Raw genomic sequence first — 26,108 nt, 5'->3', positions numbered from 1 at the left:
CCCTCACGCCAGCGCGGCCAGCGCCGCGTGCACCATCACCCGCACGCCCACCAGCAACGCCCGCTCGTCCAGGTCGAACCCGGGCTGGTGCAGGTCCTTCTGCTTCCCGACCCCGTCCCAGACGCCCAACCGGGCGAACGACCCGGGCACGTGCTCCAGGTACCACCCGAAGTCCTCGCCACCGGACGACTGCTCGGTCCCGGCCAGCGCGTCCTCGCCCAGGGCCGCCTCGACCCCGGCCCGGAGCAGCATGGTGCTCTCCCGGTCGTTCACCACGGGCGGCACGCCACGCCGGTGGTGCAGGTCGAACCCGACCCCGGTGGGCGCCAGCAGCGCACCCACCAGCTCCTTGATCAACGGCTCCAGCTCGGCCCAGATGTCCCGGTCACCGGTCCGCAGCGTCCCGCGCAGCACGCCGTCCTGCGGCACCGCGTTCGGGGCCTCGCCCGCGTGCACCGCGCCCCACACCAGCACCGTCCCCGACCGGGGGTCCACCCGCCGCGACAGCAACCCCGGCAGGCCGGTGATCACCGTCCCCAGCGCGTGCACCAGGTCGGCCGTCAGGTGCGGTCGTGACGTGTGCCCGCCGGGCGAGGTCAGCCGCAGCTCCAGCATGTCGCTGGCCGACGTGATCGCGCCGATCCGGGTGCCGATCCGCCCGACCTCCAGCCGCGGGTCGCAGTGCAGGCCGAAGATGCGCTCCACACCGTCCAGGCCACCGGCCGCCAGCACGTCCAGCGCACCGCCGGGCATGACCTCCTCGGCGGGCTGGAACACCAGCCGCACCCGTCCGGGCAGCTCGGTCGCCGACGCCAGCGCCAGCGCCGCGCCCAGCAGCACGGCGGTGTGCGCGTCGTGCCCGCACGCGTGCGCCACCCCGTCCACAGTGGACGTGTACGGCGCGCCGGTGTTCTCCGGCAGCGGCAGCGCGTCGATGTCGGCCCTCAGCGCCACGCACCGCGGCCCGGAGCCGACGTCGCACACCAGGCCGGTCCCGCCGGGCAGGATGCGCGGCTTGAGCCCGGCCGAGCGCAGCACGTCGGCGATCAGCTCGGTGGTGGCGTACTCGTGCCGCGACAGCTCGGGGTGCGCGTGGATGTGCCGCCGCCAGGCGACGACCTCGGAGGCGTTCGCCGCGAGCCAGTCGTCGAGCCACGAGGGGCCGCGCCCCTCACCGGGATCATCCACAGGGGCAATGCTGACCCCGCGATCGGTCAACAGCACCTCGGCACCCTCCTCCGGCAGACGCGAGTCCAGGACCGTCATGCCACACCCGTCAGCAGTCGAGAGCGCTGCGCACCGTCGGTGGCAGCGGAAATAGTGGTCCAGGCGAGGGCGAGCGCCCCGTCGAGGACGGCTCGGTCGGCCGAAGCCGAGGCACAGGCGGTCGCGAACTCGATTTGGTGGTTCACCGCGTCTCCGCAGTCGATGGCGATGGTCGGGTGGATGGCCGGCAGCGCACGGGTGATGTTGCCCATGTCGGTGCTGCCGATCTTCTCCTTGAGCTCCTGCTCGGGGCTCAACGGATGCCGGCCCAGTTCGACCGCGGCACGCCGGTAGGCGTCCGCGAGCCAGGGGTCCGGGCTGAGCTCGGCGTACACCGGCGAGACCTTCACGACCTCGTGGGTGCAGCCGGTGGCGACGGCGCCTGCCTCGAAGCAGCGGTTGATCCGCTCTTCGAGGCGGCGCAGCGACTCCAGGTCGTCGGCGCGCAGGTCGAACATGGCCGACGTGCGCGCGGGCACGATGTTGGGCACCGACCCGCCCCTGGTGACGATGCCGCTGACCATCTGGCCGGGCTCCAGGTGCTGCCGGGCGAGCCCGATGGCGACCTGGGCGACGGTGATGGCGTCGGCGGCGTTCACACCCAGGTGCGGCGCGGCGGCGGCGTGCGACGGCTTGCCGGTGTAGTGGACCTCGACGTCGGTGATGGCCAGCGAACGGGCCGCGACGGCCTCGTAGGGGGCCGGGTGCACCATCATCGAGAACGCCACGTCGTCGAATACCCCGCGTTCGAGCATCAGCACCTTGCCGCCGCCGACCTCTTCGGCCGGGGTGCCGATGACCCGCACGGTGAGGTCGAGCTCGTCGGCCAGGTCACGCAGCGCGAGGGCCGCCCCGGTGGACGCGGCGGCGATGACGTTGTGCCCGCACGCGTGGCCGATCTCGGGCAGGGCGTCGTACTCCGCGCACAGCCCCAGCACCAGCTCACCGGAGCCGAACGACGCCGTGAACGCCGTCTCCAGGTCCGCGACGCCGCGCTCGACCTCGAAGCCCTCGGCGGCGAGCAGGTCGGCGACCTTCGCCGCGCTGCGGTGCTCGGCGAACGCCTGCTCCGGCTCCGCGTGGATGCTGCGGGAGAGGTCGACCAGCGCAGTCGAGTACCGCTCGACGGCCGAGCGCGTGCTCATCTTGAAGTCGGTACCCATTTGCGTCCATCCTGCATCACGGTCCGGTGGGCACGTCGCACCCCTCGTTGATCAACCGGCAACCGGTCGCGGGGGTGCGCCAAGCGGTGCACGATTTTCGGTCAGACCGATCACGACGCGCACGGCCCGCGCGTGCGCGCAGGTCATGCTGGAAGGCGACCACCTGTCGCCCCGGTCTTCCCACCCAGTGGGAATCAGCCGGACTTGCGCCCGGCCCTCCACTTCGACCACCGCTTCTTGTTACGCCAGTAAACGAGGGCGAACAGCAGCACCGCGATACCACCGATCCACAACTTCCTGCGGGTTTCGGCGCTCGACGAGGGCGCGGGCTGCTTCTGGGGCGCGTTGAGGTCCGGTCCGGGCGGCACCGTGCCCTCGGGCTGGATCGTGCCGCCGGGGGCCAGTGTCTCCGTGGGCTGGACGACCGCGAGCCGCGGCGATGTCGTGACGGCCGCCCCTGTGCCCGACACGGTGAACACACCGGCCAGCACGAACAGGCACACCGCGAGCACAGATCGCCACATGGTCGCCAAGCCTAGCTATCGCCTTTCGTGGATACCACTGTCAGTGGTCATCCAACCCGGTATCCGTTCACGAGGCGTGAACAACGTGAGCACCGGTCACCCCTCTTCGCCGGACCGGAACGCCGCGAGGATCCGCTCCGCCGCCAACGTGGCCGTCAACCGGCCGTCCCGCACCTGCCGCTCCACCTCGGGCACGACCGACCGCACCGCCGGCGCGGCCCGCAGGCTCGCCAGCAGCTGGTCGTGCACCATCGCCCACGTCCAGTCGACCTGCTGCCGACGCCGCCGCTCGGCCAGCTCACCGGCCGCCTCCAGAGCCTCCCGGTGCCCCACGACCTGCTGCCACACCGCGTCGAGCCCGGACCCGTCCAGCCCGCTGCACGTCAGCACGGGCGGGTGCCACACCGCGTCCGGCGGGCGCAGCAGCCGCAACGCGCCCGCCAGCTCCCGCGCCGCCTTGCGGGCGTCCAGCTCGTGCGGGCCGTCGGCCTTGTTGACCGCGATCACGTCGGCCAGCTCCAGCACGCCCTTCTTGATGCCCTGGAGCTGGTCGCCGGTGCGCGCCAGGGTCAGGAACAGCGAGCAGTCGGTCATGTTCGCCACCGCGACCTCGGACTGGCCCACGCCGACCGTCTCCACCAGCACCACGTCGTACCCCGCGGCCTCGACCAGCACGATCGACTCGCGGGTGGCCTTGGCGACGCCGCCCAGCGTGCCGGACGTCGGCGACGGCCGGATGAACGCCGCCGGGTCGACCGCGAGCCGGGCCATCCGGGTCTTGTCGCCCAGGATCGAGCCGCCGGTGCGGGTGGACGACGGGTCGACCGCCAGCACCGCCACCCGGTGCCCGCGCTCGGTCAGCATCGAGCCGAACGCGTCGATGAACGTGGACTTGCCCACACCGGGCACGCCGGTGATGCCGACCCGGTGCGCGCCGCCCGAGTGCGGCAGCAGCTCGACCAGCAGCTCCTGCGCCGACGCGCGGTGGTCCGGGCGCGTCGACTCGACCAGCGTGATGGCCCGCGCCAGCGTGCCGCGGTTGCCGGCGAGCACCCCCTTGGCGTACTCGCCGACGTCGACCGGCCTAGCCATCTCGTCCCGGCAGGCCACCGGCCGCGGCACCGTGGCCGAGCTGCTCGGACAGCTTGCGCAGCAGGTCACCGGCCGCGTCCGCGATCACCGTGCCGGGCGGGAAGATCGCCGCCGCGCCGGCCTCGCGCAGCGCGTCGAAGTCCTGCGGCGGGATCACGCCACCCACCACGATCATGATGTCGTCGCGGCCCATGTCGGCCAGCGCCGAGCGCAGCGCGGGCACCAGCGTGAGGTGGCCCGCCGCCAGCGACGACACCCCGACGATGTGCACGTCGGCCTCCACGGCCTGGCGCGCGACCTCGTCCGGGGTCTGGAACAGCGGGCCGACGTCCACGTCGAAGCCGAGGTCGGCGAACGCGGTCGCGATCACCTTCTGGCCGCGGTCGTGCCCGTCCTGGCCCATCTTGGCGACCAGGATGCGCGGCCGGCGCCCTTCCTCGTCGGCGAAAGCCTCCACGACCGCGCGGGTCGCCTCCACGTTCGACACGGACCCCGCCTCCTCCCGGTACACGCCGGTGATCGTGCGGATCTGCGCCGAGTGCCGGCCCCACACCTTGCCCAACGCCTCGGAGATCTCGCCGACGGTCGCCTTGGCCCGCGCCGCGTCGATGGCCAGCTCCAGCAGGTTCCCGTCGGCGCCGGCCGCCCGCGTCAACGCCTCCAGCGCGCGCTCCACCGCCGCCGGGTCGCGCTCCTCCCGCAACCGGGCCAGCTTCGCGAGCTGCTGCGCGCGCACCCCGGCGTTGTCGACCTTGAGCACGTCGATCTGCTCGTCGACCGCGACCTGGTACTTGTTCACGCCGATCACCGGCTGCCGACCGGAGTCGATGCGCGCCTGCGTCCGCGCCGCCGCTTCCTCGATGCGCATCTTCGGGATGCCCGCGTCGATCGCCTGCGCCATCCCGCCCGCGGCCTCGACCTCGGTGATGTGCGACCACGCGCGGTGCGCCAGGTCGTGCGTGAGGCGTTCCACGAACGCGCTGCCGCCCCAAGGGTCGATCACCCGCGTGGTGCCCGACTCCTGTTGCAGCAGCAGCTGCGTGTTGCGGGCGATGCGCGCGGAGAAGTCCGTGGGCAGCGCCAGCGCCTCGTCCAACGCGTTGGTGTGCAACGACTGCGTGTGCCCCTGGGTGGCGGCCATCGCCTCGACGCACGTGCGGGCGACGTTGTTGAACACGTCCTGCGCGGTGAGCGACCAGCCGGACGTCTGGCAGTGCGTGCGCAGCGACAGCGACTTCGGGTTCCGCGCGCCGAAGTCCTTCACCAGCTTCGCCCACAGCAGCCGCGCGGCGCGCATCTTGGCGACTTCCATGAAGAAGTTCATGCCGATCGCCCAGAAGAACGACAGCCGCGGCGCGAACGCGTCGACGTCCAGCCCCGCGTCCCGGCCCGCGCGCAGGTACTCGACGCCGTCCGCCAGCGTGTAGGCCAGCTCCAGGTCGGCCGTCGCGCCGGCTTCCTGCATGTGGTAGCCGGAGATGGAGATGGAGTTGAACTTCGGCATCCGCCGCGAGGTGAACGCGAAGATGTCGGAGATGATCCGCATCGACGGCTGCGGCGGGTAGATGTAGGTGTTGCGGACCATGAACTCCTTGAGGATGTCGTTCTGGATGGTCCCGGCGAGCTGCTCGGGCGCCACCCCCTGCTCCTCGGCCGCCACCACGTACAGCGCCAGGACCGGCAGCACCGCGCCGTTCATGGTCATCGACACGCTCATCCGGTCCAGCGGGATGCCGTCGAAGAGCTGGCGCATGTCGTAGATCGAGTCGATGGCCACGCCCGCCATGCCGACGTCGCCCGCCACCCGCGGGTGGTCGGAGTCGTAGCCGCGGTGGGTGGCCAGGTCGAACGCGACCGAGAGGCCCTTCTGCCCGGCCGCGAGGTTGCGGCGGTAGAAGGCGTTCGACTCCTCGGCGGTGGAGAACCCGGCGTACTGCCGGATGGTCCACGGCTGGTTGACGTACATCGTCGGGTACGGGCCGCGCAGGAACGGCGCGATGCCCGGGTAGGTGCCCAGGAAGTCGAGGCCCTCGGTGTCGGCAGCCGTGTAGACGGGTTTGACGCCGATGCCCTCGGGCGTCTCCCACGTCAACGCGTCCACGCCCTTGCCGGTCGCCTCCTGCAACGCGGCCTGCCACCGCGCGGCGTCGGCGGCGGCGGTGGTGGGCTCGCCCAGGTCGACGTCGGCGAAGTTCGGGATCATCGCTGGACTCCAAGGGCGTCGAACGTGTGCTCCAGCACCTCTAGGGCCGGGCAGCCGGTGAACACGTACTCGTCGATCTCCGCTTCGGACGCCCTGCCCGCCAGCAGGACGCGCTCCGCGCCGGCTTCGCGCAGCGCCCGCGCGACCGGCGCGGCCAGCTCGGCGTAGCCGCTCTCGCTGCCGCACAGGCACGCGATCCGCGCGCCGCTCTCGCGGAACTTCGCGACCACGTCGGCCGCGGTCGTCGTCGGGCCGGCGTTCGGCGTCTCGATGCCGCCCGCCTGGAACAGGTTCGCCGCGAACGTGGCCCGCGCGGTGTGCGCGGCGACCGGGCCGAGCGTGGCCAGGAAGACCTTGGGCCGCTCGGGCGCCGCGTCGGCCGCGTCCCGCAGCGCCTCGAAGTCCTGGGCGTACCGGATCCGGGGCAACCCGCCGGCCGCGTCCCCCGGGCCGGGCGCCGCGGTGCCCCACTCCGCCGGCGCGGGCTCGCGCACCACCGGCTGCTCGGCCGGGTTCGGGAACTCGCTGACGCCGGTGATCGCGTCGGTCCGGTCGGCCAGGTTGCGCCGCCGCTGCTCCCAGGTCGCCGCGATCCGGTCGCCGACCAGGTCGAACGCCTTCGGCAGCCCGCCCGCCGCCTCGATCTCCCGGAACCACGCCCACGCCGCGCGCGCGAGGTCGTCGGTGAGCCGCTCCACGTACCAGGAGCCGCCCGCCGGGTCGATCACGCCGGCCAGCTTCGACTCCTCCAGCAGCAACGACTGCGTGTTGCGGGCGACGCGCCGGGAGAAGTCGTCCGGCGAGCCGATCGCGTGGTCGAACGGCAGCACGGTGACGGCGTCCGCGCCGCCCAGGCCCGCGCCGAAGCACGCCACGGTGGTGCGCAGCATGTTCACCCACGGGTCGCGGCGGGTCATCATCGCGGGCGACGTGACCGCGTGCTGGAGCTGCGGGCCCGGTGCGCCGGCGACTTCGGTGACCCGCGCCCACAGCCGCCGCGCGGCCCGGAACTTGGCGATGGTGAGGAACTGGTCGGCGGTCGCCGCGTACCGGAACTCCAGCAGCCGCGCGGCGTGCGCGACGTCCAACCCGGCCTCGGTCAGGTGCCGCAGGTAGGCCACCCCGGCCGCGAGGGACGCGCCGAGCTCCTGCGCGTCCGAGCCGCCCGCCTCGTGGAACGGCAGGCCGTCCACCACGACCAGCCGCAGCTCGGGGAACTGGCGGGTCTTGGCGATCAGGTCGGTCAACGCCCGCAGGTCGGCGGGCTGCCCCGTGCGCGCCTGGACGCCCAGCGGGTCCGCGCCCACGTTGCCCCGCACCTGGCTCGGCAGCACCGGCCGCTGGTCCCAGACCCGCAGCATCGCCCGGCCCGCTTCGAGGAAGCCCGCGCCCGCGTCCACGACGACCGGCGCGAGGTCCAGGTAGACGTCGGCCAGCACGTCGTCGTACGCGGCCGGGTCGAGCCCCTTGAGCCACAGCGACGTGACGCCGTTCTCCAGGTCGGCCATGACCGCTTCGCGGTCGGCGACCCGGTGCTGCTGGCGGACGTCCCAGCCGTCGACCGCGCCCTGCGGCCGACCGCCGCGGGTGAACGGGGCCAGTCCGGGGAAACCGGCGTCGGGCACCTGGTCAGCCGCGGTGTAGAGCGGCTGCACGTCGATGCCGTCGTAGGTGGTGGTGATCAGCGACCCGAAGTCCGCACCCGACTTGCGCAGCACGCCCTGGACCAGGTCCAGCCACTGCTCGCGGTCAGGGGTGGGGAACTCGGCGGCCAGCGCCAACTCGCCTGACGGCTCCATCATGCTCCGCAGTGTTACTCACCAGTAGTACGACGGCTATGTGAGGTTCACCGCCGTGAACGATGCAGACGCCAGTCTTCCACGCTGGTGAATGATGGCCCAGTGGAAACGGAGCGACTGATCGCCGGCCGCTACCGCCTGCGGCACGTCCTGGGGCGTGGCTCGATGGGCACCGTCTGGGCCGCGCACGACGAGGTCCTGCGGCGGGACGTCGCGGTGAAGGAGATCCTGCGCCCCTCCGGCACGCCCGACGACGAGGCCGAGGTACTTCGGGAACGCACCCTGCGCGAGGCCCGTTCGGCGGCGGCGCTCGCGCATCCGAACCTCGTCACGCTCTACGACGTGGTGCAGGTCGACGGGGACCCGTACGTCGTGATGGAGCTGGTGCCGTCGTCGTCGCTGGCGGAGGTGGTGCGGCAGCGCGGTCCGCTGACCGACGTGCAGGGCGCGGTCGTGGCGGACGCGGTGGCGGCGGCGCTGGAGGCCGCGCACCGGGCCGGGATCACGCACCGGGACGTGAAGCCTGGCAACGTGCTGGTCGCCGAGGACGGCCGGGTGAAGCTGACCGACTTCGGCATCGCGCGCAACGTCGCCGAGGCCACGCTGACCAGCCGCGGGATCACCCTGGGCACGCCCGCGTTCATCGCGCCGGAGGTGGCGGCGGGTGGCGCGGTGTCGTTCGCGGCGGACCAGTGGTCGTTGGGCGCGACGCTGTTCGCGGCGATGACCGGGCAGCAGCCGTACGAGGGCGCGAACGTGCTGCAGACGATCAACCAGGTGGTGCACGGCGACGTGCCGTCGGCGGCGGCCTGCGGCGCGCTGGCGGACGTGGTCGCGGGGCTGATGGTGAAGGAGCCGGACGAGCGGATCGCGCTGGCGGAGGTGCGGCGGCTGGTGCGGCCCCTGCTGCCCGAGCCGGGCACCGACGTGTTCCCGACGACGTCGGTGACCCGCCCGGTGGTGGAGGTCGTGCGACCGGCCCCGGCCAAGCCGCCGATCGCGCCGGACACCCCGCTGGCCGCCGACCCCGGCCCGCTGCCGTTCCCGGTGGCCGGGCGGGAACCCGTGACGCGGGAGCTGACCCGCCGGCCGGGGTTGGCGGTGCTGGTGGCGCTGTCGGCGGTGGTGCTGTTCGCGATCGGCGGCGTGTCCGGCTTCGCGCTGACCAGGACGGTGGCGGGCGCGCCGCTGCTGCCGCCACCGACCCGGAGCGCCCCGTCCCCGCCCGCGATCACCGAGACGCCGTCGCTGCTCCCGACCACCGCGGCGGCCGCGGCGGCGAAGGGCGAGCAGGGCGCGGAGTTCACCATCGAGGTGGGGCCGGACTGGACGAGCTTCCTGGAGCAGCGCGGCAACAAGGGCCTCGGCCCCAGCACGGTGGTGCACCTGGTCGCGCCGAACGGGTGGTACGAGGTGACCGTGCAGCGGTTCCCGGACTACTACGAGCAGAACCGGATCGAGGACTACCTCCAGCTGGTGCGGTCGCGGTGGGCGGAGGACCAGTACTTCGGCGAGGCGCTGGAACCGACCGACGCCCTGCCGCCGGGCGGCCCGGAACCCGCCGTCCAGTACAGCTACCGGACCGTGGAGCGGGCCACCCCGCTGGCTCGCGGCACCGTCCCCCCGGGCCCCGACCTGCGCCGCAGCCGCTACTCCCGCGTCCTGCCGCGCGGCAACGACCTGTGGGTGGTGGAGGTCGTCGTGCCGACGGAGCAGGAGGAAACCGGCCGCAGCCGGCTGTTCGACACGATCGCGCCCACGTTCCGGGTGACCGACTAGCCGGAGTCGCGCGCGGGCGGGGAGACCGCAGCACTGCGGGCAGCGCCACCAGGCGGCCATTAGGCTCGCGGCCGTGACCGGTATCAGTGAGCAGACCACGCCCGAGGCCCTGGCCACCGACGCGGCCAAGGCGTTGGCCGAGCGGACCGGGGTGGACAGGCACGACATCGCCGTCGTCCTCGGGTCCGGGTGGCGACCCGCCGCCGACCTGATCGGCGAGGCCGCCGCCGAGGTGCCCATGGGCGAGCTGCCCGGGTTCGAGGCGCCCACCGCCGTCGGGCACGGCGGCACGGTGCGGTCGGTGCGCGTCGGCGACAAGAACGTGCTGGTCATGCTGGGCCGGACGCACGGGTACGAGGGCAAGGGCGTGGCCAAGGTCGTGCACGGCGTCCGCACCGCGGCGGCGGCCGGCGTCCGCGCGGTCGTGCTGACCAACGCGGCGGGCGGGCTGCGGCAGGGCATGGCGGTCGGCCAGCCGGTGCTGATCAGCGACCACCTGAACCTGACCGCGTCGTCGCCGCTGGTCGGGGCGCGGTTCGTGGACCTGACCGACCTGTACTCGCCGCGGCTGCGCGACCTCGCGCGGGAGATCGACCCGTCGTTGGAGGAAGGCGTCTACGCGGGCCTGCCCGGACCGCACTTCGAGACGCCCGCCGAGATCCGGATGCTGCGCACCATGGGCGCGGACCTGGTCGGCATGTCGACCGTGCTGGAGGCCATCGCGGCCCGCGCGGAGGGCGTGGAGGTGTTCGGCCTGTCGCTGGTGACGAACCTGGCCGCGGGCATCACCGGCGAGCCGCTCAACCACGAAGAAGTGCTGGAGGCGGGCCAGGCGGCGGCCAGCCGGATGGGCGCGCTGCTGCGCGAGCTCGTCTCCCGGGCCGAGCTGGTGACGCGGGCATGACCCTCGCCCCGGCCCTGCGCGACGCCGCGTTCCGCTGGATCGCCGACGACCCGGACCCCGACACCCGGCTGGAGCTCCAGTCGGTCGTGGCGCGGGCCATGGGCGGTGACGCCGCCGCGGCCGACGAGCTGGCGGACCGGATGGCCGGGCCGCTGACCTTCGGCACGGCGGGGCTGCGCGGTCCCGTGCGGGCCGGGCCGAACGGCATGAACCGGGCCGTGGTCATCCGCACCACGGCCGGGCTCGCCGCGTGGCTCCAGGCGCACGGGCACGTCGGCACGGTGTTCGTCGGCCGGGACGCGCGGCACGGGTCGGAGGACTTCGCGACCGCCGCGGCCGGCGTGCTGGCGGGGGCGGGCTTCACCGTGCGGGTGCTGCCGGGACCACTGCCGACGCCGGTGCTGGCGTTCCTGGTCAAGCGGCACGGCGCGGTGGCGGGCGTGCAGATCACCGCCTCGCACAACCCGCCCGCGGACAACGGCTACAAGCTGTACCTGGCGGGCGGCGGGCAGATCGTGCCGCCGGAGGACCGCGAGATCGAGGCGGCGATCCGGGGCGTGCCGGCGGCCGTGTCGGTGCCCCTGTCGGACGACCACCTGCCGGTGTCGGACGCCGAGGTGGACGAGTACCTGCAACGGGTCGCGTCACTGCCCCGCGGCACGGCCCGCGACCTGCGGGTGGTGCTGACGCCGATGCACGGCGTCGGCGGCGCGACCGCGGTGGAGGCGTTGCGGCGGGCCGGGTTCACCGACGTGCGGGTGGTGCGCGAGCAGGCCGTGCCGGACCCGGCGTTCCCGACCGTGGCGTTCCCGAACCCGGAGGAGCCCGGCGCGGCGGACCGGTTGCTGGCGCTGGCGGCGGCCGAGGACGCCGACCTGGCCATCGCGCTCGACCCGGACGCGGACCGGTGCGCGTTGGGCGTGCGGGAGCGGGACGGGTCGTGGCGGATGCTGCGCGGCGACGAGACCGGCGTGCTGCTGGGCTCGCTCGTGCTGTCCACCACCGACAGCCCCGACCCGCTGGTGGCGACCACGATCGTGTCGTCGTCGTTGCTGCGGTCGATCGCGGCGGCGCACGGCGCGCGTTACGCGGAGACGTTGACCGGGTTCAAGTGGCTGGTGCGCGCGGGCGAGGGGTTGGTGTTCGCCTACGAGGAGGCGCTGGGCAACTGCGTCGACCCGGCGCACGTCAACGACAAGGACGGCATCTCGGCGGCCGTGGTGGCGTGCGACCTGGCGGCCGGGTTGAAGGCGTCGGGCCGCACGCTGCTGGACGCGCTGGACCAGCTCGCCGTCGACCACGGGCTGCACCTGACCGACCAGGTGTCGCTGCGGTTCACCGACCTGAGCCGGATCGGGGCGTTGATGGCGCGGCTGCGCGCCCGGCCGCCGGCGGGCTTCGCGTTCGAGGACCTGCTGCCCGGGGCCGACGTGGTGCGGCTCACCCGCGACGGCGTGCGGGTGGTCGTGCGGCCGTCCGGGACCGAGCCGAAGCTGAAGGCGTACCTGGAGGTCGTGGAACCGGTGCCGGACGACCTGCCGTCGGCCCGGGAACGGGCCCGGGCCCGGTTGGCCGAGCTCCGCGCGCAGGTGTCGGAGCTGCTCAGCTGACGGTCACGACGCCAGCGCGAGCAGCAGGCACAGCACGGCGACGACGAGCGAACCGCCGGCCACCAGGTACGGGCGGCGGGTCGGCGGGCTCACCGGGCGGGCGCGGTGCTGCGTGACGGCGGCCACCGAGATGCGGCCGGAGATGTAGCTGGTCGTGCACAGCGCGACGCCGGTCGCCAGGATCATCGTGTTGACGTCCCACGGGCTGTGGTCGACCCCCGGCCACAGGGCGATGAAGACGAGCGGCAGGCCGATCAGCCCGACCCCGATGCCGACACCCGCGCCCCAGGTGATCCGGCGGTTCCGCGTCATCGTGGCGATGCTGCGAGTTTCCATGACTCCCTCCCGTGTCACTACTACTGAAGACGCGCGACGGCCCCGCGGGTTCCCGCGCGACGCTCTTGATCTTGTCGCGCCGGCCGGGACGCCATTCATCGGGCCCGTCTCCCACGGGGCGCGGGCGTCCGCCCGATCCTCGCGCGGACGAGTTCCTTGGCGGTGGTGTGTGAGCGGAGTTCACGCAGCGCCTCAGCCGCCGCCTTGAGGTCCTTGGCCCCGCCGCGCTCGTACACGCGGTGCAGGAAACGCAGCATCATCCACTTCGCGACAAGGCCGGACAGCGTCGTCGTCGACAAGACCGCAGCGGCCCACCAGACCGACATGGCACCCCACAACAACCAAGCCCACCGGTGAGCGCGGAGGGCGATCGTCGGGAAACCACGTTCAGTTGTCCACAGCGGCGCGATGTCCCGAATAACCGCCGCGTCACCGGCTCACCCCGCTCCCCCGGGCGGCGACACGACGACGCCAGCGTCAGCTGCCATCGCGCACAGCCATGCTACCGACGACGCGCCCCGGCGGTGGCGGAGGGGGCGACCGATCCGGACGCCGGAGGCGTCGAGGTCATGCGGCGGACGGACCTGTCGACGTGCCGGACCAGGTCGCGCGAGCGGTTGCCGCGCGGGGGCGTTCGCGGCAACCTGGGCCGCGTGCCCCGCCTGCTGATCGTGCACCACACGCCGTCACCCGCCATGCAGGAGCTGTTCGAGGCGGTGCTGGAGGGTGCGACCGACCCGGACATCGAAGGCGTCGAGGTGGTGCGGCGGCCCGCCCTGTCCGCGACCGCGTCCGACGTGCTGGAAGCCGACGGCTACCTGCTCGGCACGCCGGTCAACATCGGCTACATCAGCGGCGCGTTGAAGCACTTCTTCGACACGGTCTACTACCCCTGCCTGGACGCCACGCGCGGTCGGCCGTTCGGGGCGTACGTGCACGGCAACCTGGGCACGGAGGGCGCGGTGAAGGCGTTGCGGGACATCACGGGCGGGTTGGGGTGGCGGGCCGTGGCGGGGACGGTGGCGCTGACCGGCGCGCCCGACGGTGACGCCCGGGCGCGGTGCCGGGAGCTGGGCGCCACCGTCGCGGCCACGTTGACGCTCTAGCGGCCGAGCGAGGGCATCACCTCGGCCGGGTAGCGGGTGCCGGCCACCGCGTCGGGCGGCACGGCCGCGGCGATGCGGGCCAGCTGGGCCTCGGTCAGCGCCAGGTCCGCTGCGGCCGCGTTCTCCTCCAGGTACTTCACCCGCTTGGTGCCCGGGATCGGCACGGCGCCCTGGTGGTGCACCCACGCCAGCGCGATCTGCCCGGCCGTCACGTCGTGCTCGCGCGCCACCTCGCGCAGCGACTCGACCAGCGCCAGGTTGCGGGCCAGGTTCTCCTCGGCGAACCGCGGCTGGCCGACCAGGCGGAAGTCACCGGCCGCGAAGTCGTCCTTGGACGTGTAGCGGCCGGTGAGGAAACCGCGGCCCAGCGGCGAGTACGCGACGATGCCGATGCCCAGCTCGCGGCACGTCGGCACGACCTCGTCCTCGATGTCGCGCGACCACAGCGACCACTCGGTCTGCACGGCCGCGACGGGGTGCACGGCGTGCGCCCGCCGGATCGTCTCCGCGCCCGCCTCGGACAGGCCGATGTGCCGGACCTTGCCCTCGGCCACCAGCTCGGCCATCGCGCCGACGGTCTCCTCGATCGGCACCTTCGGGTCGACCCGGTGCTGGTAGTACAGGTCGATGTGGTCGGTGCCCAGCCGGCGCAACGACGCCTCGGCGGCCTGCTTGACGTAGGCCGGGTCACCCCGCAGGCCCCACTCGGACCGGGGCGCCCCCGGTTCGCGGACGATGGCGAACTTGGTCGCCAGCACGACCTCGTCCCGGCGACCCCTGATGGCCCGGCCGACCAGTTCCTCGTTGGTGAACGGCCCGTACATGTCGGCCGTGTCGAGGAGCCGGACGCCCAGGTCCAGCGCGCGGTGGATGGTGGCGGTGGACTCGTTCTCGTCGCCCGGGCCGTAGAAGTCGCTCATGCCCATGCAGCCCAAGCCCTGCGCGCTGACCTCCAGCGCGCCCAACCGGCGGTTCTCCACGGTCTTCCCCCTACCTGTTCGAGAGCTTCAGGAACTCCGCCGGGTACCGCTCGCCCGCGACGGCCGGCGCGGCGGCCTCGATCGCGCGGAGCTCTTCGGCGCTGAGCTCCAGGTCGGCGGCGGCGACGTTCTCCTCCAGGTACTTCACCCGCTTGGTGCCCGGGATCGGCACGACGTCCTCGCCCTGGTGGTGCACCCACGCCAGCGCGAGCTGACCGGGCGTGACGCCGCGTTCGGCGGCCAGTGCGCGCAGGGCGTCCACGATGGCCGTGTTGCGGGCGAAGTTCTCCTCGGCGAACCGGGGCATGGCGCGGCGCGCGTCGTCCTCACCCAGGTCGGCGACGGACGTGAGCCGGCCGGTCAGGAAGCCCCGGCCCAGCGGCGAGAACGGCACGATGCCGATGCCCAGCTCGCGGCACGTCGGCGCGATCTCCGCCTCGACGTCGCGCGTCCACAGCGACCACTCGCTCTGCAACGCGGTGATCGGGTGCACGGCGTGCGCCCGGCGGATCGTCTCCGCGCCCGCCTCGGACAGGCCCAGGTGCCGGACCTTGCCCTCGGCGACCAGCTCGGCCATCGCGCCGACGGTCTCCTCGATCGGCACGTCCGGGTCGACCCGGTGCTGGTAGTACAGGTCGATGTGGTCGGTGCCCAGCCGCCGCAACGACGCCTCGGCCGCCTGCCTGACGTAGGCCGCGTCACCGCGCGGCCTGCGGTCCGGGTCGGCGAGCCCGAACTTGGTGGCGAGCACGACCTCGTCGCGGCGGTTCTTGACCGCCCGGCCCACCAGCTCCTCGTTCGCGCCCACGCCGCTCGCGTCGGCCGTGCCCGGTCGGGTGACGCCGCCGTAGACGTCCGCGGTGTCCAGGAGCGTGACGCCGAGGTCGAGCGCCCGGTGGATGGTGGCGATCGACTCGGCCTCGTCCCCGACGCCGTAGGACTGGCTCATGCCCATGCAGCCCAGGCCCTGCGTGCCGACCCGCAGCTCCCCCAACGACCTCACGCGGTGATCCCCTCGATGAACGTGTGCTCGATCTGCTCGTAGTGCGTGATCTTGTAGTCGAGCACCTCCAGGCACGACTGGAGCTCGGCGATGCGCGCGCGGACCGAGGCGCGGTGCTCGAACAGCATCTGCTTGCGCCTGCCCGCGGTGGCCGCGCCGCGGTGCCTGAGCTGCGCGTACTCGCGCATCATGCGAATGGGCATGCCGGTGGTGCGCAGGCGGGTCAGGAACGCGAGCCAGCCCAGGTCGTCGTCGCTGTAGGTGCGCCGCCCGCCGGAGTCCCGGGCAGGCGGGTCGACCAGGCCGATCCGTTCGTAGTAGCGCAGGGTGTCGATCGACAACCCACTGCGCTCGGCCGCTTGGGCGATCGAGTAAGTCACGGTGTCGACCGTAGGAGCTGGAGTGCGCTCCAGGTCAACCCGATTCGGCGCATTCGGTGGGTCGGCACGCGATCCGGCCGGACAGCGGGCCGTGCTAGTCGTCCTTGGGCATGCTCCACGCCTCCAGGTGGGCGGCCATGCCGGCGACGTCGATCTGCTCCCGGCCCAGCGCGCGCACCAGGTCGAGGGCCTCGTCCTCCTCGGCGTCGATCCACCAGCCGTTGATGTCGCACAACGTCACGGCGGCGACCCAGCCCAGCCGCCAGTTGCCCTCGGCCAACGGGCGCGTGCGGACGATGGAGTCGAGCAACGCGGAAGCTTTCAGCCAGAGCGTGTCGTAAGCCTCGACCCCCAGCACGGTGGCCCTGGGGCGGTGGGCTGCGGAGTCGAGGAGACCTAAGTCGCGCACGACCAGATCCCCGCCGGTGACGGCGGTCGCCAGCACGAGCAAGTCGCCGGCGTCGAGGTAGTTGACCACTGCTTGACGCGCTCCCTGTCCTGCGGGGCGGGGACTCCGGCGCGGCCACGCCGCATCCGGGACGTCTCCGGCGACACCACCCACCCCCTCAGGTCCGTTTCGCCTCCCCGCCCGACGGGCGGCGAGGATGTTGTCGGCCGCGTTGTGCACCGAAGCGCAACCTGAACGCGACCCGATCTTCAACGGCGCACCATACCGGTGCGCGGAGGACCGTCGTGGACGTTCACAGAGGTAAGCCCGTGAACGACCGGGCGTGCGCCGGTTGAGCTGCATGGATTGATCGTATCGAACATGTGTTCGAACGGCGAGTGCACAAGGGTGCGATCACTCGAAGGTGTGGGATGTGGGCGCGGAGTAGTCGACCGGTCGCGCAGAGGTGCGGAATCCCGCAATCGGAAGGGGCCGGGAGTCAGGCCGAGCCGAGGCGGTCGAGCAGGCCCCGGTACTTGGGGAGCACGCGCCCGAGGACCTCGGACAACTGCTCCTCCTTCTGCAGCCTGGCCCACCGCTCGGCCAACGCCAAGCGCACGACCTCCTGCTTCGAACGACCCTCGGCGGCGGCGAGTTCGTCGAGCCGCCGGTTCTCCTCGTCGCTCAGACGCAGAGTCATCGCCATGGAGAATGACGGTACCAACTTGATACCACGATGACCAGACCGTGACTTATAACAGTGTTACGATACGATGCCCCGGTGCCACGACCGAAGACCCACGACGACGCGCTCCGCGGCCGGCTGCTCGAGCGGGCGGGCGAACTGCTGTCCACCGAAGGCCCCGGCGCTCTGAGCTTGCGCAGGCTCGCGGCGGATGTCAACACCTCGACCACGGCCGTGTACTCGTTGTTCGGCGGCAAGCCGGCGCTGCTGAACGCCGTGTACGAGGAGGCGTTCCGCCGATTCGGTGAACGCATCGCGTGCGTGCCGCAGACCGACGACCCGGTGGAGGACCTCGTCCAGATCGGCTTGGCCTACCGGGCCGGCGCGCTCGCCGACCCGCAGTTCTACCTCGTGATGTTCAGCAAGGTCGTGCCGAACTTCGAGCCGTCCGACGAGACGAAGGAGGCCGCCGTCCAGACGTTCCTGCCGGTGGTGCGGGACGTCGGGCGGGCCGTGGAGTCCGGGTTGTTCGCGCCGGAGCCGCCGGAGCGGATCGCGCTGGCGATGTGGGGCATGGTGCACGGCCTGGTGAGCCTGGAGCTCAACGGGAACCTGCCGCCCGGCGTGGAGATCGCCCCGGTCTACGAACGCGCGCTGCGTGCGCACGCGGACGGTTGGCGGGTGCGGTGACGAAGGTGGGGCCCGGGGAGGTGGCCGCCGCGAAACCTCCCCGGACCCCGTGGACTGCCCGTTGTCAGGACAGTCCGCTGGTGAGCGCCTTGATCAGCTCGCCGTCGGCGGTGTCGCCGTCGAGCGACCAGATCATCGCGCCGCCAAGGCGCCGTTCGGCCACGTAGCGCCCCTTGCGCTTCATCTCGACCGGGTCGTCCCAGGTCCAGAACGTGGTGCCGTCGAACAACCACGCGTGCCCGGCCTTGGCATCCCGGTGCACGGTGAACTTCCCCAGTTGGGCCTTCAGGATCCGGTAGTCCTCGTACCCGGCCTCGTAGGTCGCGGGCGCAGGGCCGGTGGCGGGCTGGAACAGGCCGTTGCCCTCGTCGCGCACGCCGGTCCAGCCGCGGCTGTAGAACGGCACGCCCATGACGACCTTGTTCTTCGGCGCGCCGTTGCGCAGGTAGTGGTCGATCGCGACCTGCGAGCTGAACGCCGGCGTCGTCGGGTCCGCGGCGGGCGTGCGGATCGAGGACTGCTGGTTGGTCAGCGGCTCCCACGCGCCGTGGTAGTCGTAGCCCTGGATCGTGCCGAACGTCAGCAGCTCGAAGACCTTCCCGACCTCGAAGCCCCGGTCCACCTGCGCGGGGTTGGCGGGCAGGAACGCGGTGAGGTCGTAGCGCTTGCCGGTGCGCCAGGTGAGCTTGCCCAGCTGCTTGCGGTACTCCACGAGCAGCGCGGTGAAGTTCTGCTTGTCCTCGGGGCGCACCACGTTGCCGGGCGCGGCCTCGGACGACGGCCACTCCCAGTCCAGGTCGACGCCGTCGAACACGCCGGCCGCCGCGCCGGGGGCGGCGTCGGGCAGGTTGCCCTTGAGCCACATGTCCAGGCAGGACGCCACGTGCGCGGCGCGCGACTCGGGCGTGAGGGCGGCGTTGGAGAAGTACTTCGAGCCGGTCCAGCCGCCGAGCGAGATGTTGATCCGCAGCTTCGGGAACTTCGCCTTGAGCTGCTTGAGCTGGTTCAGGTTGCCCGACAGCGGCTGGCCCGCGACGTCCGCGACGCCGTTGACGCTCTGCTCGGCGCTGAACGGCCGCTGGTAGTCCGCCCACGGGTCGGCGCTGACGCACTTGCCGGACTCGTCGAGGAAGCCGAAGGCGTAGTTGAGGTGGGTCAGCCGGGGCGCGGTGCCGTTGGCGACCAGGTCGCGCACGAGGAAGTTGCGGTCGTAGCCGCTCCACTGGGTGTAGTAGCCGACGACGCGCTCGGACCTGCCGTGGTCGCCGCGGTCGTCGTGCCGGCCGTGCGCGACCGCCTGCGGGGCCGGCGACGCGGCCATCGCGGTGGCCAGGAGGGCGGGGAGCACCCATCTCCTGCTCGACATGCTTCTCCTCGCGGGCTTCGGCTGTGGTCTGGACCACGGTAGTGATGAGGTCTAGACCACCTCTACGGCCGTTCGGCCGAATCCGGTAACGCGAAGTTCTCTCGCGTTGCTTGCAAACTTTTGCATGTGCGCGGTGGGTGGCGATCGCGCTAGCTTCGGCGCTGTTCAAGTTTGAATAGTCGTTCCAGCGAAAAGGGGGAACCCGTGACGATCCTGGTCACCGGCGCGACCGGCACGATCGGCGGCGCGGTCGTGCGGCAACTGGCGGCGGCGGGGGTGCCGGCGCGGGCGTTGACGCGCAACCCGGCTCGGGCCGTGCTGCCCGACGGCGTGGAGGTGGTGGGAGGTGACCTGACGCGACCGGAGGAGCTGCCGCTGGCGGGCGTGACCGCGGTGTTCCTGCTGGCCGCGATCGAGTCACCGGAAGCGGTCGCGCACGCCCGGACGTTCCTGGCGAACGCGCCCGACCTGCGGCGGGTGGTGTACCTGTCGAGCAGCGCGGTGACCGCGCGGCGGCCGGGCAGTTACGAGCTGCACCACGACGTGGAGCGGGTGGTCGAGGCGTCCGGGCTGGAGTGGACGCACGTGCGGCCCGGCGAGTTCATGGCCAACAAGCTGATCTGGGCGCGGAGCATCAAGGAGGAGGACGTGGTGCGGGCGCCGTTCCCGGAGTCGGTGGGCGCGCCGGTGCACGAGGACGACGTGGCCGAGGTGGCGGTGCACGCGTTGCTGCGCGAGGGGCACGCCGGCCGGGTGTACACGGTGAGCGGGCCGGAGGCGCTGACCCACGTCGAGCAGGTCGACGCCATCGGCCGCGGCCTGGGCCGCCCGATCCGGTTCGAGCGCCTGACCTACGGCCAGGCCCGCGCCACCCTGATCCGCGACGAGGGCCTGCCCTACGACGTGGCCGAGTACCTGCTCGGGTACATGGCCCAGCACGCCGAGGAACCGGCCTCCGTGACCCCCGACTTCACCACCGTCACGGGCCACCCCGGCCGCACCCTCTCCACCTGGGCCGCCGACCACGCCACCACCCTGACCTAGCCCCTCGCGAGAGTCGAACGCTCAGGTCCCGCGTGTCGAACCTCCGCGTCCACCGTGTCCTACGTCCAGGACCCCTGAATTCAACGCTCGAAACGTCGGACGGTGACCTGAGCGTTGAATTCGGGGTACGCGAACGTTCGACTCTCGGGACCTGAGCGTTCGACTCTCGGGGGTGGGGGTTAGTGGACGGCGCCGTACTGGCGGTCGCCGGCGTCGCCCAGGCCGGGGACGATGAAGCCCGAGTCGTTCAGGCGCTCGTCGACGCTCGCGGTGATCAGGCGGACGGGGAGGCCGGAGTCCTCCAGGTGCTTGATGCCCTCGGGTGCGGCCAGGGCGCAGATGGCCGTCACGTCGGTCGCGCCGCGGTCGGTCAGCAGGCGGATCGTGTACGCCATCGAGCCGCCGGTCGCGAGCATCGGGTCCAGCACGAACACCGGGCGGCCGGCCAGCGAGTCGGGCAGCGACTCCATGTACGGCGTCGGCTGGAGGGTCTCCTCGTCGCGCGCCAGGCCCACGAACCCCATCTGCGCGTCCGGGATCAACTTGTGCGCCTGGTCGGCCATGCCGAGACCGGCCCGCAGCACCGGCACGAGCAGCGGCGGGTTCGCCAGGCGGTACCCGGTGGTGCGGGCGACGGGCGTGTGCACCCGCTCCTCGGCCACGGGCAGGTCGCGCGTGGCCTCGTACACCAGCATCACGGTCAGCTCGTGCAGCGCGGCGCGGAACGCCGCGTTGTCCGTGCGGGCGTCACGCATGGTGGTCAGCCGCGCCCTGGCCAGTGGGTGATCGACAACGAGGACGTCCATGGTCGAACAGTATGTGGTACCCCCGGTCGACGCCCGGCGGCTCGTTGCCCGCACGTCGGGACGACGATCGGCACTGTCGAGGATCAACGGGCTCGGGGTTGACGACGTGCCGCCGGGGGTAACGAACTGACATGGCCGACCACGTGCGGATCGGGGTGTTGGGGGCGGCGCGGATCGTGCCGGCGGCGTTGGTGAGGCCGGGGCGGTCGGTGGCGTCGGCGGAGGTGGCCGCGGTGGCGGCGCGGGAGGTCGGTCGCGCGCGGAGGTTCGCCGACCGGTTCGGGATCGCCCGGGTGCACGAGAGCTACGAAGAGCTGTTGGACGATCCCAACGTGGACGCGGTCTACATCCCGCTGCCCAACGGGTTGCACGGGAAGTGGACGTTGGCGGCGTTGGCCGCCGGGAAGCACGTGCTGTGCGAGAAGCCGTTCGCGGCCAACGCGGACGAGGCCGCGGCGGTCGCGGAGGCGGCGCGGAGCAGCGGGCTGGTGGTGATGGAGGCGTTCCACTACCGCTACCACCCGTTGGCGTTGCGGTTGCCGGGAGTGGTCGCGGAGTTGGGCGAGCTCCGGCACGTGGAGGCGCGATTGGCGTTCCCGTTGCCGAAGTTCTCCGACATCCGGTACTCGCTGGAGCTGGCCGGCGGGGCGTTGATGGACGCCGGTTGCTACGCGGTGAACATGGTGCGGTACCTCGGTGGCGAGCCGGAGGTGAAGTCGGCGCGGGCGTTGCTGAAGGGTGACGGCGTCGACCGGGCGATGCGGGCGGAGCTCAAGTTCCCGGCCGGGCACACGGGGACCGTGGTGGCGTCGATGTGGTCGCGGTCGCTGCTGCGGCTGTCGGCGAAGGTGTTGGGGGCCAACGGGGAGCTGCGCGTGTTCAACCCGTTCGCGCCCCAGGCGGGTCACCGGCTCGCGGTGAAGCTGCACGGCCACCGGCGGGTCGAGCGGTTCGACCGGCGGCCGTCCTACGAGTACCAGTTGGAGGCGTTCGCCGACGCCGTGCTGCACGGCAAGCCGTTCCCGACGACGCCGGACGACGCGGTGGCCACGATGCGGGTCGTGGACGACATCTACCGCGCCGCCGGGCTGCCGGTGCGCCGACCGACCTGACGGGAACCGGAGCGTCCGCCCGTTCCTCCAAGGGGAGTACCGCCTGGCGAAGGCCACTGCCCCGAGGAGCACCGGATGGACGTCACGCGAGCGAGCAGCCGTCCCCGTCCGGTGTGGTGGCTCGTCGTCCTCGTCGCGGCCTTGGCGCTGGTCGGCTGCCAGGGCCGGGCCGAGCCGGCGGCGAAGTCGGGGACCGGGGAACTGCGGACCGACCTCGACCCGCTCCTCCAGCGCTTCCCCGTGCTCGGCACGCCTTCCGGGGCGCGGTGGATGTCCGGCACGTTCGGGCGCGCGGACTCGCCCGGACCGTCGACCTACTGGATCGACGCGGTCGTGGCGCTGTCGGCGACCGAGGTCGAGCGGGTGCGGTCGGCCTACGCGCCGGCCGACGAGGGCAGGACGCCGGACGTGGTGGAGGGCCTGCGCGGGGAGCTGCCGGGCGGGCCGTTCCTGACCGGGGACGCGCTGGACGCGGCGTTCCACCACGAGCGGTGGCACGCGGTGGCGTTCCTGGACGTGAATTCCGCGCAACTCGTCATCGTCGCGACAGGAACGTGAACTTCCTCTCCTAGACTCACCCGGGTGAGCGACGAGCTGGTCCCCGACCCCCGTCAGATGCGCGCCTCGGACGCCGACCGCGAGAAGGTCGCCCAGGTGCTCCAACAGGCACACGGCGAAGGCCGGCTCGACCTGCACGAGCTGGACGAACGCCTGGCGGCGGTGTACGCGGCCAAGACCTACGGCGAGCTGGTGCCGCTGACCGCCGACCTCGGCGTGCCCGCGCCGTCGCTCATGCCCGCGCCGCTCCAGCACAACGTCCCCGCGTCGCGCATCGGCGGCACGCCCGGCTCCACGGTCTCGTTCGCGTTCTGGTCCGGCGTGGAGCGGCGGGGCGAGTGGGTCGTGCCGCCGACGCACACGGCGGTCGCCGTCATGGGCGGTGTCGAGCTGGACCTGACGCGGGCCCGCTTCACGCAGGGCGTGACGACGATCAACGCCTACGCGTTGATGGGCGGGGTGGAGATCATCGTGCCCGCGGACGTCACCGTGCAGGTGTCCGGCATCGGCTTCATGGGCGCGTTCGAGGACGCCACCCACAAGGGCGCGCCGACGATCCCCGGCGGGCCGGTCGTGAAGATCACCGGGTTCGCCATGATGGGCGCGGTCGAGGTGCGGCGGCCCAAGAAGAAGAAGCTCAAGGGTCGCTCCCACGACGAGCTGGAGGGCTAGTCGCGGGCACCGGGGGGCGTTACCCTTCGGCGTCCCCCGCCGCCCGTCCCCCTGCGAAGTCGCGAATGTCCAGCCCCGTGTTCGTCGACCCGTCCGGCCGCCGCCGGTGGGTCCTGCGCATCGTCATCGGCACGGCCGTGGTGTGCGTGCTCGCCTACCTGACGCTGCTCGCCGTCGCCTTGGCGGGCGGCCCGGTGAACCGGTCGTCGCTGCTCCCCGTGCCCGCGGAGGAGCCGCCGCCCGTCGTCGTCGCCACGACCACGGCCGCGCCCACGACCGCCGAACCGCCGGCGCGCGTCACCACCACGACGACGACCGCGGAGGACGTGCCGACCACGACGGCCGCCGAACCGACGACGACCGCTGAGACGACGACGAAGACGCAGGGGCGTCGCACCGAACCACCGCCCGGCGCCTCGAACCGGCCGACGTCCGCCGGCAGGGGCTGATGCGCGCACACCTGCCGTCACCGCGCGCTCACTGGCTGCTGCTGGCGTTGTCCCTGGTCGTGCTGCTGGGCCTGCTGCTGCTCGACCTGCTCGTGGTGCAGCGGGTCGGTCAGGGCGAGGCGCCGACGGCCGGGCCGGCGGACCACGTGCCCGCCGCCGTGCGCGCGGGCGGGCCGCTGATCGGCACGGACGGCACCGGGCTGACGTCCCGCGCGGTGCCGGACGGCACGGTGGTGCTGACGTTCGACGACGGCCCGGACCCGCGGTGGACGCCGCAGGTGCTGGACGTGTTGCGGCGCAACGACGTCAAGGCGACGTTCTTCGTCACCGGCGTCGCCGCGGCGCGGCACCCGGAGCTGGTCGAGCGGATGGCCGCCGAGGGGCACGAGGTCGGGCTGCACACGTTCACCCACGTCGACCTGGGCAAGGTCGGTGAGGCGCGGACCGCCCTGGAACTGGGTCAGACGCAGCTCGTGGTGGCCGCCGCGACCGGTCGGGTGAGCACGCTCGTGCGCCCGCCGTACTCGGCGAGCGCCGACGCGCTGGACGACGAGGACCTGGCCTCCGTGGAGCGCGTGGTCGGCTCCGGGCACCTGGTGCTGCTGTCCACCCACGACACGGAGGACTGGCGCAACCCGGGCGTGGACGCGATCGTCGCCGCGATGCCGACCGACCAGCGCGGCGCGGTCGTGCTGGCGCACGACGGCGGTGGCGACCGTTCGCAGACCGTGGCGGCGTTGGAGCGGGCGATCCCCAGGCTGCGCGCCGAGGGGCGGAAGTTCCGCACGGCGAGTGAGGCGCTGGGCGTGCCGGCGACCCGGTCGGCCGACTTCGTGGAGCGGGCCGAGGGGACGGCGGTGTCGCTGGCCGTGCGCGCGGCGGTGGCGACGACGGCGTTGATGACGTGGCTGGTCGTGGTGTCGAGCGTGTTGGCGTTGCTGCGGGCGGCGTTGTTGTTGAGCACGACCGGCATCCACGCGCGGCGGGCGCGCAAGGTCGGCCGGCACGTGCGGCGGCTGCCCCGGCAGGCGGTGACGGTGCTCGTGCCCGCGTACAACGAGGAAGCCGGCATCGAGGCGACCCTGCGCACGATCCTGGCGAGCACCGCCGACGTGCGGGTGATCGTGGTGGACGACGGTTCCACCGACCGGACCAGCGAGGTCGTGCTGGCGTTGGACCTGCCCGGGGTGACGTTGATCCGGCAGGCGAACGCGGGCAAGGCGGCGGCGCTGAACACCGGGCTGCGGCACTGCCGGACCGAGCTGGTGGTGATGGTGGACGGCGACACGGTGCTGGAGCCGGACACCGTGGCCGAGCTGGTGGAGCCGTTCGCCGACCCGGACGTCGGCGCGGTGTCGGGCAACGCGAAGGTCGGCAACCGGGGCGGGCTGCTCGGGCGGTGGCAGCACATCGAGTACGTGATCGGCTTCAACCTCGACCGGCGGATGTACGACGTGATGGAGTGCATGCCGACGGTGCCGGGGGCGGTCGGCGGGTTCCGGCTCAGCGCGTTGCGGCAGGTGGGCGGCGTGCCGGAGGACACGTTGGCCGAGGACACCGACCTGACGATGGCGCTGGAGCGCGCCGGGTGGGCCGTGACCTACCGCGAGTCGGCCCGCGCGTGGACCGAGGCGCCGTCGACGTTGGGCCAGCTGTGGCGGCAGCGCTACCGGTGGTGCTACGGGACGTTGCAGGCGATGTGGAAGCACCGGGGCGCGGTGGCGGAGCGCGGGCTCGGCGGGCGGCTGGGTCGGCGCGGGCTGCCGTACCTGGCGCTGTACCAGGTCGTGCTGCCGGTGCTGGCGCCGGTGATCGACGTGTTCGCGCTGCTCAGCCTGTTCACCGACCCGGTGCGCGGCGCGGCGGCGTGGCTGGGGTTCCTCGTGCTGCAACTCGTGCCGGCCGTCATCGCGTTCCGCCTGGACCGCGAGAGCCTGCGGCCGCTGTGGGCCGTGGCGCTGCAACCGGTCGTGTACCGGCAGCTGATGTACCTGGTCGTGATCCAGTCGGTGATCACGGCGCTGGCGGGGGCGCGGCTGCCGTGGCAGAAGCTGAAGCGCACCGGCACGGCCGCGCAGCACGCGCCCGAGCTGGCCCCGGCGTCGGAGGTGACCAAGCCGTTGGACCGACGCCGGTGGGCCGTCGAGGACGAGATCACCAAACCCCTGCACGTGGGCTGACCAGGCGTTATCG

Annotated in this window: 26 protein-coding genes; 11 read left to right on the top strand and 15 right to left on the bottom strand. The window is 72.7% G+C overall.

Annotated elements, in window-relative coordinates:
* Window positions 1-3: 3 nt before the first annotated feature.
* The 6 genes from ACIQMJ_RS29740 to ACIQMJ_RS29715 all read right to left on the bottom strand — a co-directional run bounded on the left by ACIQMJ_RS29740 (window position 4) and on the right by ACIQMJ_RS29715 (window position 8,047).
* Entirely contained in the window at window positions 4-1,266 is a 1,263-nt protein-coding gene (locus ACIQMJ_RS29740; RefSeq protein ID WP_499764293.1) for an amidohydrolase, read from the bottom strand.
* The gene (locus ACIQMJ_RS29735; RefSeq protein WP_499764292.1) at window positions 1,263-2,429 is read right to left on the bottom strand and encodes a M20 family metallopeptidase; all 1,167 of its coding nucleotides are present in this window, start codon (window positions 2,427-2,429) and stop codon (window positions 1,263-1,265) included. Before ACIQMJ_RS29735 ends, ACIQMJ_RS29740 begins: the two co-directional genes overlap by 4 nt.
* A gap of 194 nt (window positions 2,430-2,623) precedes the next feature.
* The gene (locus ACIQMJ_RS29730; RefSeq protein WP_499764291.1) at window positions 2,624-2,953 is read right to left on the bottom strand and encodes a hypothetical protein; all 330 of its coding nucleotides are present in this window, start codon (window positions 2,951-2,953) and stop codon (window positions 2,624-2,626) included.
* 96 nt (window positions 2,954-3,049) lie between these two features.
* Window positions 3,050-4,045, bottom strand: a complete 996-nt coding sequence (gene meaB, locus ACIQMJ_RS29725) for a methylmalonyl Co-A mutase-associated GTPase MeaB (protein ID WP_499764290.1) — start codon at window positions 4,043-4,045, stop codon at window positions 3,050-3,052.
* Window positions 4,038-6,248: a methylmalonyl-CoA mutase gene (scpA, locus tag ACIQMJ_RS29720; RefSeq protein WP_499764289.1), complete on the bottom strand. Its 2,211-nt coding sequence runs from the start codon at window positions 6,246-6,248 to the stop codon at window positions 4,038-4,040. Before scpA ends, meaB begins: the two co-directional genes overlap by 8 nt.
* Window positions 6,245-8,047: a methylmalonyl-CoA mutase family protein gene (locus ACIQMJ_RS29715; protein ID WP_499764379.1), complete on the bottom strand. Its 1,803-nt coding sequence runs from the start codon at window positions 8,045-8,047 to the stop codon at window positions 6,245-6,247. The genes scpA and ACIQMJ_RS29715 overlap by 4 nt, the downstream gene beginning before the upstream one ends.
* Window positions 8,048-8,149: 102 nt before the next feature.
* Here ACIQMJ_RS29715 and ACIQMJ_RS29710 point away from each other — a divergent pair, with 102 nt between their 5' ends.
* From ACIQMJ_RS29710 to ACIQMJ_RS29700, 3 genes are all read left to right on the top strand, one after another.
* Complete coding sequence (locus ACIQMJ_RS29710; RefSeq protein WP_499764288.1) at window positions 8,150-9,826, top strand: serine/threonine-protein kinase; 1,677 nt, start codon at window positions 8,150-8,152, stop codon at window positions 9,824-9,826.
* A gap of 73 nt (window positions 9,827-9,899) precedes the next feature.
* Window positions 9,900-10,730 (top strand): purine-nucleoside phosphorylase, encoded by an 831-nt coding sequence (locus tag ACIQMJ_RS29705; RefSeq protein WP_499764287.1) that lies wholly within the window; start codon window positions 9,900-9,902, stop codon window positions 10,728-10,730.
* A complete protein-coding gene (locus ACIQMJ_RS29700; RefSeq protein ID WP_499764286.1) occupies window positions 10,727-12,340 on the top strand; it encodes a phospho-sugar mutase in 1,614 nt (537 codons plus the stop codon). The genes ACIQMJ_RS29705 and ACIQMJ_RS29700 overlap by 4 nt, the downstream gene beginning before the upstream one ends.
* A gap of 3 nt (window positions 12,341-12,343) precedes the next feature.
* Here ACIQMJ_RS29700 and ACIQMJ_RS29695 read toward each other — a convergent pair whose 3' ends face one another.
* On the bottom strand, window positions 12,344-12,652 hold the full coding sequence (locus tag ACIQMJ_RS29695; protein ID WP_499764285.1) for a hypothetical protein: 309 nt from the start codon (window positions 12,650-12,652) through the stop codon (window positions 12,344-12,346).
* A gap of 119 nt (window positions 12,653-12,771) precedes the next feature.
* Entirely contained in the window at window positions 12,772-13,002 is a 231-nt protein-coding gene (locus ACIQMJ_RS29690; RefSeq protein WP_499764284.1) for a hypothetical protein, read from the bottom strand.
* Window positions 13,003-13,329: 327 nt separating this feature from the next.
* On the opposite strand from ACIQMJ_RS29690, the gene ACIQMJ_RS29685 reads away from it, so the two are divergent.
* On the top strand, window positions 13,330-13,782 hold the full coding sequence (locus ACIQMJ_RS29685; RefSeq protein WP_499764378.1) for a flavodoxin family protein: 453 nt from the start codon (window positions 13,330-13,332) through the stop codon (window positions 13,780-13,782).
* On the opposite strand, the gene ACIQMJ_RS29680 is transcribed toward ACIQMJ_RS29685, so the two are convergent.
* From ACIQMJ_RS29680 to ACIQMJ_RS29660, 5 genes are all read right to left on the bottom strand, one after another.
* Window positions 13,779-14,708: an aldo/keto reductase gene (locus ACIQMJ_RS29680; protein ID WP_499764377.1), complete on the bottom strand. Its 930-nt coding sequence runs from the start codon at window positions 14,706-14,708 to the stop codon at window positions 13,779-13,781. The genes ACIQMJ_RS29685 and ACIQMJ_RS29680 overlap by 4 nt on opposite strands.
* Window positions 14,709-14,772: 64 nt before the next feature.
* Window positions 14,773-15,717 (bottom strand): aldo/keto reductase, encoded by a 945-nt coding sequence (locus tag ACIQMJ_RS29675; RefSeq protein ID WP_499764376.1) that lies wholly within the window; start codon window positions 15,715-15,717, stop codon window positions 14,773-14,775.
* 44 nt (window positions 15,718-15,761) lie between these two features.
* Window positions 15,762-16,145 (bottom strand): MerR family transcriptional regulator, encoded by a 384-nt coding sequence (locus ACIQMJ_RS29670; RefSeq protein WP_233824129.1) that lies wholly within the window; start codon window positions 16,143-16,145, stop codon window positions 15,762-15,764.
* Between the two features lie 94 nt (window positions 16,146-16,239).
* On the bottom strand, window positions 16,240-16,623 hold the full coding sequence (locus tag ACIQMJ_RS29665) for a type II toxin-antitoxin system death-on-curing family toxin (RefSeq protein WP_077009934.1): 384 nt from the start codon (window positions 16,621-16,623) through the stop codon (window positions 16,240-16,242).
* A 409-nt stretch (window positions 16,624-17,032) separates the two neighbouring features.
* Window positions 17,033-17,233 carry a type II toxin-antitoxin system VapB family antitoxin gene (locus ACIQMJ_RS29660; protein ID WP_233824133.1) on the bottom strand — a complete coding sequence of 67 codons (201 nt, stop codon included), beginning with the start codon at window positions 17,231-17,233 and terminating at the stop codon, window positions 17,033-17,035.
* Window positions 17,234-17,314: 81 nt separating this feature from the next.
* On the opposite strand from ACIQMJ_RS29660, the gene ACIQMJ_RS29655 reads away from it, so the two are divergent.
* Entirely contained in the window at window positions 17,315-17,908 is a 594-nt protein-coding gene (locus tag ACIQMJ_RS29655; protein ID WP_499764283.1) for a TetR/AcrR family transcriptional regulator, read from the top strand.
* A 64-nt stretch (window positions 17,909-17,972) separates the two neighbouring features.
* Here ACIQMJ_RS29655 and ACIQMJ_RS29650 read toward each other — a convergent pair whose 3' ends face one another.
* Entirely contained in the window at window positions 17,973-19,274 is a 1,302-nt protein-coding gene (locus ACIQMJ_RS29650; RefSeq protein ID WP_499764282.1) for a glycoside hydrolase family 18 protein, read from the bottom strand.
* A 204-nt stretch (window positions 19,275-19,478) separates the two neighbouring features.
* Here ACIQMJ_RS29650 and ACIQMJ_RS29645 point away from each other — a divergent pair, with 204 nt between their 5' ends.
* On the top strand, window positions 19,479-20,318 hold the full coding sequence (locus tag ACIQMJ_RS29645) for an NAD(P)H-binding protein (RefSeq protein WP_499764281.1): 840 nt from the start codon (window positions 19,479-19,481) through the stop codon (window positions 20,316-20,318).
* A gap of 179 nt (window positions 20,319-20,497) precedes the next feature.
* Here the strand turns inward: ACIQMJ_RS29645 and upp are convergent, their stop codons facing one another.
* Complete coding sequence (gene upp, locus ACIQMJ_RS29640) at window positions 20,498-21,124, bottom strand: uracil phosphoribosyltransferase (protein ID WP_499764280.1); 627 nt, start codon at window positions 21,122-21,124, stop codon at window positions 20,498-20,500.
* A 131-nt stretch (window positions 21,125-21,255) separates the two neighbouring features.
* Between upp and ACIQMJ_RS29635 the strand changes: the two genes are divergently transcribed.
* The 5 genes from ACIQMJ_RS29635 to ACIQMJ_RS29615 all read left to right on the top strand — a co-directional run bounded on the left by ACIQMJ_RS29635 (window position 21,256) and on the right by ACIQMJ_RS29615 (window position 26,095).
* Complete coding sequence (locus tag ACIQMJ_RS29635; RefSeq protein WP_499764279.1) at window positions 21,256-22,236, top strand: Gfo/Idh/MocA family protein; 981 nt, start codon at window positions 21,256-21,258, stop codon at window positions 22,234-22,236.
* A 75-nt stretch (window positions 22,237-22,311) separates the two neighbouring features.
* Window positions 22,312-22,794: a hypothetical protein gene (locus ACIQMJ_RS29630; RefSeq protein WP_499764278.1), complete on the top strand. Its 483-nt coding sequence runs from the start codon at window positions 22,312-22,314 to the stop codon at window positions 22,792-22,794.
* Window positions 22,795-22,818: 24 nt separating this feature from the next.
* Window positions 22,819-23,466 carry a DUF1707 SHOCT-like domain-containing protein gene (locus ACIQMJ_RS29625; protein WP_499764277.1) on the top strand — a complete coding sequence of 216 codons (648 nt, stop codon included), beginning with the start codon at window positions 22,819-22,821 and terminating at the stop codon, window positions 23,464-23,466.
* Between the two features lie 65 nt (window positions 23,467-23,531).
* A complete protein-coding gene (locus tag ACIQMJ_RS29620) occupies window positions 23,532-23,915 on the top strand; it encodes a hypothetical protein (RefSeq protein ID WP_499764276.1) in 384 nt (127 codons plus the stop codon).
* Complete coding sequence (locus ACIQMJ_RS29615) at window positions 23,915-26,095, top strand: bifunctional polysaccharide deacetylase/glycosyltransferase family 2 protein (protein WP_499764275.1); 2,181 nt, start codon at window positions 23,915-23,917, stop codon at window positions 26,093-26,095. The genes ACIQMJ_RS29620 and ACIQMJ_RS29615 overlap by 1 nt, the downstream gene beginning before the upstream one ends.
* The last annotated feature ends 13 nt before the right edge of the window (window positions 26,096-26,108 follow it).

The sequence above is a fragment of the Actinosynnema sp. NPDC091369 genome (genome assembly GCF_044757065.1).
Taxonomy (GTDB): Bacteria; Actinomycetota; Actinomycetes; order Mycobacteriales; family Pseudonocardiaceae; genus Actinosynnema.
Note: the sequence above shows the minus strand (reverse complement) of the source record. Positions and strands in the feature narration are given on the sequence as shown.